Source organism: Micromonospora sp. NBC_01392, from assembly GCF_045040125.1.
GTDB lineage: Bacteria > Actinomycetota > Actinomycetes > Mycobacteriales > Micromonosporaceae > Micromonospora.
The window spans coordinates 2,485,591-2,497,707 of the sequence record NZ_CP109549.1 but is presented as its reverse complement, the minus strand read 5'-3'; the positions used below and the strand labels follow the sequence as shown (position 1 = coordinate 2,497,707).

10 protein-coding genes are annotated in these 12,117 nt (G+C 74.0%); 5 read left to right on the top strand and 5 right to left on the bottom strand.

All coding sequences use genetic code 11. The features are described from left to right. The first annotated feature begins 90 nt into the window (after nucleotides 1-90). Nucleotides 91-1,767, top strand: coding sequence for a discoidin domain-containing protein (locus tag OG767_RS11450; protein WP_405093383.1), 1,677 nt, complete (start codon nucleotides 91-93; stop codon nucleotides 1,765-1,767). Between the two features lie 102 nt (nucleotides 1,768-1,869). After that, nucleotides 1,870-3,246 (top strand): glycosyl hydrolase family 18 protein, encoded by a 1,377-nt coding sequence (locus OG767_RS11445; protein ID WP_405093382.1) that lies wholly within the window; start codon nucleotides 1,870-1,872, stop codon nucleotides 3,244-3,246. Nucleotides 3,247-3,289: 43 nt separating this feature from the next. Here the strand turns inward: OG767_RS11445 and OG767_RS11440 are convergent, their stop codons facing one another. Together OG767_RS11440 and OG767_RS11435 are read right to left on the bottom strand one after the other, a co-directional pair. Next, nucleotides 3,290-4,267: a DUF2804 domain-containing protein gene (locus OG767_RS11440; RefSeq protein ID WP_343442418.1), complete on the bottom strand. Its 978-nt coding sequence runs from the start codon at nucleotides 4,265-4,267 to the stop codon at nucleotides 3,290-3,292. An 85-nt stretch (nucleotides 4,268-4,352) separates the two neighbouring features. After that, nucleotides 4,353-5,108, bottom strand: coding sequence for a peptidylprolyl isomerase (locus OG767_RS11435; RefSeq protein ID WP_405093381.1), 756 nt, complete (start codon nucleotides 5,106-5,108; stop codon nucleotides 4,353-4,355). A gap of 114 nt (nucleotides 5,109-5,222) precedes the next feature. Between OG767_RS11435 and OG767_RS11430 the strand changes: the two genes are divergently transcribed. The 3 genes from OG767_RS11430 to OG767_RS11420 all read left to right on the top strand — a co-directional run bounded on the left by OG767_RS11430 (nucleotide 5,223) and on the right by OG767_RS11420 (nucleotide 8,049). Beyond that, the gene (locus OG767_RS11430) at nucleotides 5,223-6,341 is read left to right on the top strand and encodes an RNA ligase RtcB family protein (RefSeq protein WP_405093380.1); all 1,119 of its coding nucleotides are present in this window, start codon (nucleotides 5,223-5,225) and stop codon (nucleotides 6,339-6,341) included. Beyond that, nucleotides 6,338-6,943 carry a peptide chain release factor H gene (prfH, locus tag OG767_RS11425; protein WP_405093379.1) on the top strand — a complete coding sequence of 202 codons (606 nt, stop codon included), beginning with the start codon at nucleotides 6,338-6,340 and terminating at the stop codon, nucleotides 6,941-6,943. The genes OG767_RS11430 and prfH overlap by 4 nt, the downstream gene beginning before the upstream one ends. 278 nt (nucleotides 6,944-7,221) lie before the next feature. Then, a complete protein-coding gene (locus OG767_RS11420) occupies nucleotides 7,222-8,049 on the top strand; it encodes a DUF72 domain-containing protein (protein ID WP_405094194.1) in 828 nt (275 codons plus the stop codon). Nucleotides 8,050-8,091: 42 nt separating this feature from the next. On the opposite strand, the gene OG767_RS11415 is transcribed toward OG767_RS11420, so the two are convergent. The 3 genes from OG767_RS11415 to OG767_RS11405 form a co-directional block, all read right to left on the bottom strand. Then, nucleotides 8,092-9,510 carry an ATP-binding protein gene (locus OG767_RS11415; RefSeq protein ID WP_405093378.1) on the bottom strand — a complete coding sequence of 473 codons (1,419 nt, stop codon included), beginning with the start codon at nucleotides 9,508-9,510 and terminating at the stop codon, nucleotides 8,092-8,094. Continuing rightward, on the bottom strand, nucleotides 9,507-11,174 hold the full coding sequence (locus OG767_RS11410; RefSeq protein WP_405093377.1) for an FAD-dependent oxidoreductase: 1,668 nt from the start codon (nucleotides 11,172-11,174) through the stop codon (nucleotides 9,507-9,509). Before OG767_RS11410 ends, OG767_RS11415 begins: the two co-directional genes overlap by 4 nt. 85 nt (nucleotides 11,175-11,259) lie before the next feature. Beyond that, nucleotides 11,260-12,093: a class I SAM-dependent methyltransferase gene (locus OG767_RS11405; protein WP_405093376.1), complete on the bottom strand. Its 834-nt coding sequence runs from the start codon at nucleotides 12,091-12,093 to the stop codon at nucleotides 11,260-11,262. Between the last annotated feature and the right edge of the window lie 24 nt (nucleotides 12,094-12,117).

The window sequence follows — 12,117 nt, the reverse complement described above, 5'->3', positions numbered from 1 at the left end:
TTCATCGATCTGTCCGAGTATTGCAGTTCCATGTCGCGCACTGCCATGATGACCGTCAATTTCTTCCTCCCCCTCGAAGGAGCGGTCCGCATGGCGCCCACCCGCCGTACCCTGATCCGGTCCGTGGTGGCCGGGTCCGCGCTCGCCGCGCTGCCCGACCTCGCGCTCTCCCCCACCCCCGCAGCCGCCGCCAGTCCCCCCGGCGACGTGGTCGGCAAGGTCTCCGTCGGCTACCAGGGCTGGTTCAGTTGCCCCGGCGACGGCGCCCCGATCGGCGGCTGGTGGCACTGGAGCCGGGACCGGTTCCAGTCCCCCTCGCCGGCGAACACCACGATCGTGTCCTGGCCGGACATGCGGGAGTACGACCGCGGCTACCCCACCGCCTACCCGAACCTCGGCGACGGCCGGCCGGCCACGCTCTTCTCCTCCTACGACCAGCAGACCGTGGACACCCACTTCCGCTGGATGCGGGAGTACGGCTGCGACACCGCGGCGCTACAACGGTTCAACCCGTTCGGTGACGAGGGGCCGACCCGCGACGCGATGGCGGTGAAGGTCCGCTCGGCGGCGGAGCGGTTCGGCCGCAGGTTCTACGTGATGTACGACGTGACCGGCTGGACGGCGATGCAGTCGCAGCTCAAGGAGGACTGGGCGACGAAGATGTCGGCGCACACCGCCTCACCGGCGTACGCCCGGCAGAACGGCAAGCCGGTGGTCTGCGTGTGGGGGTTCGGCTTCGCCGACGACGGCCGGCCGTTCGCGCCCGCCGCCTGCCTGGACGTGGTGCGGTGGCTCAAGGCGCAGGGCTGCTACGTCATCGGTGGCGTGCCGACGTACTGGCGGCAGGGGATCAACGACTCCCGCCCCGGTTTCGCCGACGTCTACCACGCGTTCGACATGCTGTCGCCGTGGATGGTCGGGCGCACCGGCACGCTCGACGGGCTGGACTGGTTCCACGCCAACGTCAACGTGCCCGACCTGGCCGACTGCGCCGCGCACGGCATCGACTACCAGCCCTGCGTGATGCCGGGCGACCTGTCCGCCGGCCACCGGCGGCACGGCGACTTCTACTGGCGGCACCTCTACAACATGGTGCGGCTCGGCGCGCAGGGCCTCTACGTGTCCATGTTCGACGAGTTCAACGAGGGCAACCAGATCGCCAAGACCAGCGAGACGGCGGCGGCCACCCCGGCCGGGACCGGGATCCGGGCGCTCGACGAGGACGGCACCGCCTGCTCGGCGGACTACTACCTGCGGATCACCGCCGACGGTGGCCGGATGCTCAAGGGCCAGTTGGCGCTCACGGCGGTGCGGCCCACGCCGCCGGTGACCGGGGGCGGGCAGCCGCCCGGCGGCGACCTGGCGGCCGGCCGGCCGGCGTCGGCGAGCAGCCAGCAGAACGGGCCGTTCGGCGCCGGCAACGCGGTCGACGGCGACCGGGGCACGTACTGGGAGTCGGCCAACGGCGCGTTTCCGCAGTGGTGGCAGGTCGACCTCGGCGCGACCGGGCCGGCGGCCCGCCTGCTCCTCGCGCTGCCGGCCGGCTGGGAGGCGCGGACCCAGACGCTCTCGGTGCAGGGCGGCACGGACGGCACGACGTTCACCACGCTGACCGGGCCGGTCGGCGTCCGGTTCGACCCGGCCACCGGCAACCAGGCGACGCTGACGTTCACCGCCACCCCGGTCCGGTACCTGCGGGTGCGGTTCACCGGCAACACCGGCTGGCCGGCCGGACAGCTCGCGCAACTCTCCGCGTACGCCGCCTGACTCATCGAAGTCCGTCGTTGACGGCTTAGTTAATAGTCTTTAATATTTGGTCCACCTCGAGGAACACCCCCTGTCCGCCCCCGTCCCCCGGGAAGGCCCTCGATGCCCACACCCCACCTCCGGCGCCGCCTCGCCGCCGGTGCGCTCGCGCTGGCCACCGCCGCCGCGACGCTCGTTCTCACCCCGTCCGCCGCCGAGGCGGTGGTGCTGCCCAACGGTTTCAAGAGCGTCGGCTACCTGCCGTCGTGGAGCGGCAGCGTCACCAGCATCCAGTACGGCAAACTCACCCACGTCAACTACGCCTTCGTGCTGCCCAACGGCGACGGCAGCCTGCGCGCGGTGGAGAACCCGAGCAAACTCTCCTCGCTGGTCTCGCTCGGGCACGCCAACAACGTCAAGGTCTCCATCGCCATCGGCGGCTGGAACGACGGCGACGACTCCGCGTTCGAGGCGCTCGCCGCCAACTCCGGCGCCCGCGGGGCGTTCGTGAACAACGTGGTCGCCTTCGTCAACCAGTACAACCTCGACGGGGTCGACATCGACTGGGAGTACCCCGACCCGGGCGCGTCCGCCAGCAACTACACGCTGCTGATGCAGCAGCTCGGCAGCGCCCTGCACAGCCGCGGCAAGCTGCTCACCGCCGCCGTGGTCGCCGAGGGGTACTACGTCAACGGCGTACCCACCGCGGTCTTCGGCGCGGTCGACTGGCTCAACATCATGGCGTACGACGGCGGCAGCCCGCACGCCAACTACGACTGGTCGATCGCCGCCGTGAACGGGTGGAAGGCGCGCGGCCTGCCCGCCGCCAAGGCGGTGCTCGGCGTGCCGTTCTACAGCCGGCCCGGCTACTACACGTACGCCGCGCTGGTCGGCATGGACCCGGCCAACGCCAACCGGGACTGCACCACGGCCGGCGGCGCGCAGCAGTGCTACAACGGCATCCCGACGGTCAAGCGCAAGACGCAGTGGGCCCTGGCGAACGCCGGCGGCATGATGAACTGGGAGCTGTCCCAGGACACCACCGGCGCGACGTCGCTGGTCAGCGCCATCTACGACACGGTCACCGGCGGCGGCACCACCCCACCGCCGTCCGGGCGGACCGGGCCGATCACCGGCATCGGCGGCAAGTGCGTCGACGTCGCCGCCGCCGGCACCGCCAACGGCACCGCGATCCAGCTCTACACCTGCAACGGCACCGCCGCGCAGAGCTGGACCGTGGGCGGCGACGGCACGCTGCGGTCGCTGGGCAAGTGCCTCGACGTGACCAGCGCCGGCACCGCGAACGGCACGAAGATCCAGCTCTGGGACTGCAACGGCACCGGCGCGCAGGTCTGGCAGGCGCAGAGCAACGGCACGCTGCGCAACCCGGTGTCGAACCGGTGCCTGGACGCCACCGACAACAGCTCCGCCGACGGCACCCGGTTGCAGATCTGGGACTGCTTCGGCGGCGCCAACCAGGTCTGGCGGCTGCCGGCCTGACCGCCCGGACACGCGTCCCCGCCGTACCCGGTGGGGACGCGTGTCACCAGCGGTTACGCGCCTCCTCGGCCCAGCCGACCAGGCCGTCGAGGTCCACCCGCGCACCGTCGTCGGTGGCGGCCCAGCCGGTGAAGTGCCCGAAGCACTGGTGGGTCTCGCCGGCCAGCACCACCAGGTTGGTGCGCCCCACCCGCTCGTGGAACGGGTGGAAGGTGACGTCCACCCGGTCGCCGGTGATCCGCCACGGCCGCAGCCAGTCGGCCCGGTCGTACCGCCAGGCGAGGTCGTCCCCGATCTTGTGCAGCCGTCCGTCGACGAAGACCGCGTTCTCGGTCGAGCCGGTCCCGTCGGTCCACGTCCCGCCGAGCTGGATCGCCCGGCCGGGCCCACTGCCCGCCGCCCAGTTCCACCGCACCGCGTACCGCCACTTGCCGCGACCGTGGTCCAGCGCCGCGAACGACTCCGCGCCCACCGGGTACGCGGTGCCGTCCACCCGCAGCGTGCCGTGCACCGGGCGACCCACGTCCTTGACCGTGTACTGGAACCGGCGGGTGCTCCACGGCACCACCACGCCGAGCGACTCGTGCCCCGGTGGCAGCGGCACCGTGAGGTCGACCTCGACGCCGGGCGCGGTGGCCCGGATGGCGCTGCCGTCGGGTCCCTGGTCCACCTCGATGACCAGTCCGCCACCGCGGGCCCGGACCGCCCCCGCGCCGCTGACCGGCGGCAACACGGCACCCCGGGCGAACGGGACCACCGCCTCGGTGACGGTCTCCCGGCCGGTCCGCCGGTCGAGCAGGTAGAGGCTCTGCACGCCGGCATAGTCCAGGGAGGACGCGACCAGGCCGAGGATGTGCGTCGGAGTGACCACGCCCCAGTGCTCCCACCGCTTGGCCCGACCCCAGCCGCGCAGGTTCGACCGGTGCAGCGGACGGCGGCTCCACCCGACCGCCGCCGGGTTCAGCCGCCCGTCCGGCCGGCACAGGTCGACCGGCTCGGTGATCTCCCGCTCGTGCGTCATCGCCGCAGGCTACCGGGCGGCCTGGCGGGACGTCAGCCGCCCGGCGGCCCGGCGGGACGTCCGCCGTTCCGCCGGGCCGTCGCCGTCAGCGACCCCGCTTGGCCCGGCAGATCTCCACCGGCTGGGCCGGCGCGCCGTCCACCGGCGCCGGGTCCTCCGGCGTGGCGGCGATGCCGCCGGCCGCGATCCGGTCCAACGTGGCCAGCCCGGCCGCGTCGACGCGCCCGAAGACGGTGTAGTTCGGGCGCAGCGCCGAGTCGGCCTGGACCAGGAAGAACTGGCTGCCGTTGGTGTCCGGGCCGGCGTTCGCCATGGCCAGCGTGCCGCGGGCGTAGAGGCGGCGTACGCCGGTCGGGTCGGTCGGCGCAGGCGGCAGGTCGGTGGGCAGCTCGTCGCGGTACCGGTAACCCGGGCCGCCCTCGCCGGTGCCGGACGGGTCACCGCACTGGAGCACCGTCAGCGTCGGGTACGCGGTGAGCCGGTGGCAGGGCGTCCGGTCGTAGAACCGGTGCCGGGTCAGGTGCAGGAAGCTCTGCACGGTGCACGGCGCCTGCTCGCGGTCGAGGGTCAGCCCGATCGGCCCCTGGTTGGTGCGCAGCGTGACCCGAACCGTGCCCCGGTCCGGCGTACGGCGCGGGTCCGGCGGCAGCGGCACCGGCCGGGCCGCCGGCTCGTCCGGCGTCGGCGTGTACGCGCACGGCCCCTTGGTCGGTGCGGGGTCGGCGGCCGGGGCCGCGGTCGCGGCGACGGCGGAGCCGGCGACCAGTGCGACGGCGGCCACCGTCACCCCGGCGAGGCGGGCCAGCAGCGGGGCGGCGTGCGGTCGGGTTTCGCTCGACACGTGGGTCCTCCCTGGACTCGTGGTACCAGAACGACCGGAGTCTATGGAGCCGGTGACCCGATGTCGACGAAAGTCGGTTGCCGGGCGCGGCGGGGTCCGGGAGGGTGACGGTCCGTGCCTGCCTCCGTCTCCGTCTTCTCCTCCCCCGGCAGTTGGATCGAGTCCGCCGCACTCGACCAGTGCCACCAGGTCGCCGCGCTGGACGGCATGACGCACGTCGCCGCCATGCCCGACCTGCACCCCGGCAAGGGCGCCCCGATCGGCGCCGCGATGGCCTCGACAGTGCTCTACCCGTTCCTGGTCGGCTCCGACATCGGCTGCGGCATCGCGGTGTTCCCGATCGCGCTGCGCCGGGCCGTACCGGAACGGCTCGCCGCCCGCTTCCCCGACCTGGACCGTGCGCTGCACCCCGAACGGGACGCCGACGACCCGGCCTGGTCGGTGCTGACCGGCGACGTGCCCGCCGGCCACCTCGACGGCCTCGGCACGGTCGGCCGGGGCAACCACTTCGTCGAGCTGGCCCGCGTCGGCGCGCTCGACGCGCCGGAGCACGCCGCGCGGCTCGGGCTGGCCACCGGCGACCTGGTGCTGGTGGTGCACTCCGGGTCACGTGGGCTGGGCGAACACATCCTGCGCGAGCACACCGAGGCGCACGGCGCCGGCCCCGCGCCCGATCCGGACGCCTACCTGGCCCGGCACGACGACGCCGTCCGGTGGGGCTCGCTCAACCGGCGGCTGCTGGCCGCCCGGGTCGCGTACGCGCTGGGCGCCGAGCCCACCGAGCCGGTCGTCGACCAGTGCCACAACCTGGTGGAGATCCGTGACGGGCACTACCTGCACCGCAAGGGCGCGGCCCCCGGCGACGACCGGGACGTGCTGGTCGCCGGCACCCGGGGCACCCCGTCCCACCTGGTGGCCGCGCATGCCGGCGCGGACGCCAACCACTCGGTGGCGCACGGCGCCGGCCGGAAGATGTCCCGCGCCGACGCGCTGCGCCGGGGCAAGGCCAAGCACACCGTCGAGGAGCTGCGCCGCACGCCGGTCGGCTCGATCGTGGTGTGCGGCGACCGGCAACTGCTGTTCGAGGAGGCGCCCACCGCGTACAAGCGGATCGAGCAGGTGATCGGCGACCTGGTGGCCCACGACCTGGCCACCCCGGTCACCACCACGGTGCCCCTGGTCACCTACAAGACGCCTGATGTCGCGCCGGGTCGCCGCCGGGGGCGGCGGTGACGGAGCTGTTCCTGTCCGCCGGGCGCGGGCCGGCGGAGTGCGCGTGGGCGCTGGCCCGGCTGCTGTCCCGCCTGGAGGCCGACGCCTCCCGGCACCGCCTGGGCACGACCCGGGTGGAGAGCGTGCCGGGTGACCGGCCGGGCACCTGGCGGTCGGTGCGGCTGCGGATCACCGGCGCCGGCGCGGAGGCGTTCGCCGCCGGCTGGACCGGCACGCTCTGCTGGCAGGCGCCCAGCCCCTACCGGCCGGGTCACGGGCGCAAGAACTGGTACGTCACCGCCCGCCCGTACCGGGCCGACGCCGAAGCCACGCCGTTCCACGAGCGCGACGTCGCGTTCGTGCCCTGCCGCACCGGCGGGCCCGGCGGGCAGCACCGGAACAAGGCCAGCACCGCCGTCCGGGCGACGCACCGCCCGTCCGGCCACACGGTGGTGGTGGACACGGAACGGCACCTGCACCTCAACCGTCGGATCGCGGTCGAGCTGCTGCGCCGGCGGGTCGCCGAGGACGACGAGGCCGCCCGGCGCGACGGCGCGACGGCCCGCTGGCGGACCCACGACGAGCTGGTCCGGGGCGAACCGACGCGGGTGGAACGGCCGTGACGCGCGCCGGTCCGGGCCCGGCGCGAACCACTGGACCGCTCCCGGCGGGTCGGGGCCGGCGGCATCGCAGAGCGTGAAGCGATATACCTGAGAGTCATAAAAATGACGCTCAGGTATAACGACTCGGACCCGATTGTTCCTCCGCCGAGGTCACGCACGGTGACCGGTGCCGAGATACGGCCCGATGTCCCAGCCGGATACGGTGGGCACCGGCTCGGGCGGTCCCCGTCCGACGCGGCGCGGGAGGAGGCCGGATGCGGCTGCACGTCGGGTGTGCCATGTGGACGCACCGGTCCTGGGCAGGCCGGTTCCTGCCGCACCCGCTGCCGGCCGGTGAGCGGCTACGCGCGTACGCCGGCTGGTGCGACGCGGTCGAGGGCAACACCACGTTCTACGCCACCCCGGCCCGGGAGACGGTGGCGTCCTGGGCGGAACAGACCGACCCGGAGTTCCGCTTCCTGGCGAAGCTGCCGAAGGTGGTCACGCACGAGCGCCGGCTCACCGGCGGCGAGGCCGAGCTGGGGGCGTTCCTGGACGCGATGGAACCGCTCGGTCCGCGGGCACACCTGCTCTGGGTGCAACTGCCCGGCTCGTTCGGCCCGACCGACGTGCCCGACCTCGACCGGTTCCTGCGTACCCTGCCCGCCACCCACCGCTACGCGGTCGAGGTCCGACACCCCGCCTTCTTCACCGACCCCGACGCGGTCCGGCTGCTGGAGCGGATGCTCGGCCGGGCCGACGCGGAGTGGGTCCCGTTCGACACCACCGCGTTCTTCCGGACGCCGCCGACCAGCGACGCGGAGCGGGAGGCGTGGACGCGCAAGCCGCGCCTGCCGCTGCGCACCGGGGCGCTGACCGACCGGCCGGTGGTGCGCTATCTCGGCCGGGACGACCCGGCCGCGACGGTCGAGGGCTGGCAGCCGTGGCTGGACGTGGTCGTCGGCTGGCTGCGCGAGGGCCGCTCGCCGACCGTGTTCGTGCACACGCCGGACAACGCGGACGCCCCCGAGCTGGCCCGGCGCTTCCACGACCAGGTCCGCGCCCGCCTGCCCGAGCTGGCGCCGCCGCCCGAGCCGGTCCCGGTCGGCCCGGCCACGCTGTTCTGACCCTCGCCGCCCGGCCGACGTCGGCCGGACACCCGCGCCCGGTCAGGCCGGCGTGAGCGGCAGCAGCACCGTGAACCGGGTGTCGCCGGGCTCCGACCGGACCCGGATGTCGCCGTGGTGCTTGTTGACCACGATCCGGTACGAGATGTCCAACCCGAGACCGGTGCCCTCGCCGACCGCCTTGGTGGTGAAGAACGGCTCGAAGATGCGCGGCCGGACCGCCGGTGGGATACCCGGACCGGTGTCGGCGATCTCCACCGTCAGCCGCTCGTCGGTGCGGCCGGTGCGCACCGTCAACGTGCCCTCGCCGGCCATCGCGCCCAGCGCGTTGTCGATGAGGTTCGTCCAGACCTGGTTGAGTTCGGCCGCGTACGCCGACACCGTGGGCAGACTCCGGTCGTACTCCCGGACCACCCGCACGCCCGCCGGGATCTTCGCCTGGAGCATCACCAGCGTGGCGTCGAGCAGCTCGTGCACGTCCACCGTCTGGAAGGGCGCGCGGTCGAGCTGGGAGTACTGCTTCGCGGCGCCGACCAGCCCGGAGACCCGGGTGACCGCGTCGTCGATCTCGCCCATCAGCAGCTCGGTGTCGATGGTGTAGGTGATCCAGTGCACCGCCGACTCCAGGTCGTCGCCGCCGACCGCGGCGTCGACCTGGGCCAGCCAGCCGGTGTCGAGCCCGCCGGCCACCAGCGTCGGGGCCAGCTCCCAGGCCCCGCGTACGCCGTGCTCGTCGAGCCAGTCGGCCAGCTCGTCCTCGGCGTCGCTGGCCGCCAGCGGCGACAGCGTGGGCGCGGCGGCGGCCCGCTTCACCGCCTCCTCCTGCAACGCGACCAGGTCGTGCAGGCGCCGCCCGTCGAGCCGACCGTCGGCGATCATGGCGAGCTTGTGCCGCATCTTCGCCACCCGGCCGCGCAGCGCCGACGTGGCCCGGACCGCCGCCGCCGCCGGATTGTTCAGCTCGTGGGTGAGCCCGGCGGAGAGCGCGCCCAGCGCCAGCAGCCGTTCCCGCTCACCGACGATGGTCTGCGTGTTGCGCATCCCGACGAACAACCCCTCCAGCAGGTGGGTGGCCATCGGGAACCAGCCGCGCATGGCATCCGCGATGATCGCCGCGGGCAGCGCGAACACCGCGCAGTCGGTGACCGCGCGCAGGCTGTTGCGGTAGCGCTGCTCGGCCGGGTCGCCGACGTACGCCTGCATGGCGCCGCCGTAGACGCCACGCTGGCTGGTGCGGTTCACCTCCACCTCGTCGCCCTGGACCCGCTGGTGCATCGCCACGGTGCCGTCCAGCAGCACGTAGAAGCAGCTCGCCGGCTCGCCCTCGACGTAGACCGCCTCGCCGGCGCGGCGCCGTTCCACCCGGCCGTGCTCGGCCAGGTGGGCGAGCTGCTCCGGGGTCAGCGACTCGAACAGGAACAGCCCGCGCAGCTCGTCGGGGCTGAGCCGATCAGCACTCATTGCGCCTCCAGGTACCGGTGCACCAGCGAGACCGCCATCGCGCCCTCCCCCACCGCCGACGCGACCCGCTTCACCGAGTCGGCCCGCACGTCCCCGGCGGCGAACACGCCCGGCATGCTGGACTCCAGGTGGTAGGGGTCGCGCGGCAGGGACCAACCGGCCGGCCGGTGGCCGCCCCGGGTGAGGTCCGGCCCGGTCAGCACGAAGCCCCGACGGTCCCGGACCACCGCGCCGTCGAGCCAGTCGGTGTGCGGTTCCGCGCCGATGAAGACGAACAGCCACGAGGTGTCGACCTCGCGCGTCTCCCCGGTGCGCATGTCCCGCAGCGTCACCCGCTCCAGGTGCTCCTGCCCGGCGCCGCCGACCACCTCGGTGCACGGGTGCACCTCGATGGCGTCGATCCGGGCGATCTGGTCGATCAGGTAGCTGGACATCGACCGGGACAGGTCGTCGCCGCGGATGAGCAGGTGCACCCGGCGGGCGTACCGGGAGAAGTGCACGGCGGCCTGGCCTGCCGAGTTCGCCCCGCCGACGATGTAGACGTCCTCCCCGGAGCAGCTCGGCGCCTCGCTCGCCACCGAGCCGTAGAAGCAGCCACGCCCGGTCAGCTCGGCCAGCCCGGGCGCCGGCAGCATCCGGTAGGAGACGCCGGTGGCCAGCACCACGGTGTGCGCGGCGACGCTGCTGCCGTCGCTGAACCGCAGCACCCGCGCGCCGCCCGCGTTCTCCAGCGACACCACCTCGCGCGCGCTGAGCAGCTCCGCGCCGAACCGCAGCGCCTGCCGGCGGGCCCGGTCGGTGAGCTGGGCGCCGGAGACGCCGTCCGGGAAGCCGAGGTAGTTCTCGATCCGGCTGCTCTGCCCGGCCTGCCCGCCGGTCGCCCGCCGCTCGATCAGCACGGTCCGCAACCCCTCCGAGGCGCCGTAGACCGCCGCGCCCAGCCCGGCCGGGCCGGCGCCGACCACCACCAGGTCGTAGAACTCGGCGGCCGGCGTGGTGGCGAGGCCGACCCGCGCGGCCAGGTCGGCCGTCGTCGGCCGCACCAGCGACGTGCCGTCCGCGGTCACCACCAGGGGTACGTCGTCAGCGGTCACGCCCGCGGCGCTGAGCAGCCCGGCGCCCTCCGGCTCGTCGGCGAGCACCCAGCGGAACGGCACCAGGTTGCGGGCCAGGAAGTCACGCGCCGTGAACGACGGCGCCGACCAGCGGTGCCCGACCACCCGCAGCTCGGGCGTGGTCGTGGCGCCCTCCGCGGTCCATGCCGCCAGGAGCTGGTCCAGCACCGGGTAGAGCTTCTCCTCCGGCGGATGCCACGGCTTGAGCAGGTAGTGGTCGAGGTCCACCACGTTGATCGCGTTGATCGCGGCGTCGGTGTCGGCGTACGCGGTGAGCAGGACCCGGCGCGCGGCGGGGAACAGGTCCATCGCCGCCTCGAGGAACTCGATGCCGTTCATCTGCGGCATCCGGTAGTCGGCGAGCAGCACCGCCACCTGCTCGCCGCGCAGCTTCAACTCGCGCAGCGCGTCCAGCGCCGCCTCGGCGGAGTCGGCCCGGACCACCCGGTAACGGTCGCCGTAGCGACGCCGGATGTCGCGGGCGACCGCCCGGGAGACGGCCGGGTCGTCGTCGACGGTGAGGATCGCGGGGTTGGGCATGCCGTCCATCCAAGCACCCGCCGAGGCCGACCCGCACCACCAGACCGGGTGGCGCGGGCCTCGGCGGGGAGCCCGCTACGCCGAGGCCCGCGCGTCACCGCCGCACCGGACCCGGACGCCGGCCCCGGCTGGACACGAACTGGTACGACATCGCCGCGAACCCGGGGTCACGCAGCAGCCGCCGGAACGCGTCGAGCTGGCCCGGCGACAGCCCGGCGTCGAGCAGTTCCGGTTCGAGTTGACGGGAGTTCGTGCCGTACAGCGAGATGCCGAGCGAGCCGCCCGCCCAGCTCTGCGCGTGGCTGACGGTGTCGACGTCGACCAGGCCGGCGGTGGCCAGTTCGGCGTGCACGTCCTGCGCCCAGGCCAGGTCCGCGCCGTGGCTCTGGAGGATGCTCAGCATCGCGTCCGTGACCTGGGCGAAGAGTTTCGCCGCGTCGTCGCTCGGCGCGGTGAGCACCCGCAGCGGCGCGGTGCAGTCGAACTCCTCGACCACCAGCCACCCACCCGGGGCGAGCGCGCCGGCCAGCGTGCGCAGGACCCGGCGCCGCTCCGGCAGGTGCAGCAGCACCAACCGGGCGTGGATCACGTCGAACCCGTCCCCCGGCGGCGGCTCCCGGCGCACGTCGTGCCGGCGGACGTCGAGGTTGCCGGCCGGCCGCAGGTGCGTCAGGTCGAGGTCGGTGGCGAGCACCCGGCCGGTCGGGCCGACGGCGGCGGCCATGGCGCGGGCCACCGAGCCGCCGCCGGCGCCGACCTCCCAGCACCGGACGCCGGGGGCGAGCAGCGGCGCGGCGAGCCGGCCGGTGGTGATCGGGTCGAGGAAGGCTTCGAGCGCGTGCAGCTGGGGCACCGCGTCGGCGGCGCCGGTGTCGAAGGCGTAGTCGGTCCCGGGGGCGGACTCGGTCTCGGGGACGTCGGTCGGCATCGTTCCTCATTCCTGTGGTCGCGG

Bases quoted from the DNA above. Each gene is read 5' to 3' on its own strand.
- OG767_RS11450 (WP_405093383.1), top strand. From the start codon at position 91: ATGGCGCCCACCCGCCGTACCCTGATCCGGTCCGTGGTGGCCGGGTCC.
- OG767_RS11445 (WP_405093382.1), top strand. From the start codon at position 1,870: ATGCCCACACCCCACCTCCGGCGCCGCCTCGCCGCCGGTGCGCTCGCG.
- OG767_RS11440 (WP_343442418.1), bottom strand. From the start codon at position 4,267: ATGACGCACGAGCGGGAGATCACCGAGCCGGTCGACCTGTGCCGGCCG.
- OG767_RS11420 (WP_405094194.1), top strand. From the start codon at position 7,222: ATGTGGACGCACCGGTCCTGGGCAGGCCGGTTCCTGCCGCACCCGCTG.
- OG767_RS11415 (WP_405093378.1), bottom strand. From the start codon at position 9,510: ATGAGTGCTGATCGGCTCAGCCCCGACGAGCTGCGCGGGCTGTTCCTG.
- OG767_RS11410 (WP_405093377.1), bottom strand. From the start codon at position 11,174: ATGGACGGCATGCCCAACCCCGCGATCCTCACCGTCGACGACGACCCG.
- OG767_RS11405 (WP_405093376.1), bottom strand. From the start codon at position 12,093: ATGCCGACCGACGTCCCCGAGACCGAGTCCGCCCCCGGGACCGACTAC.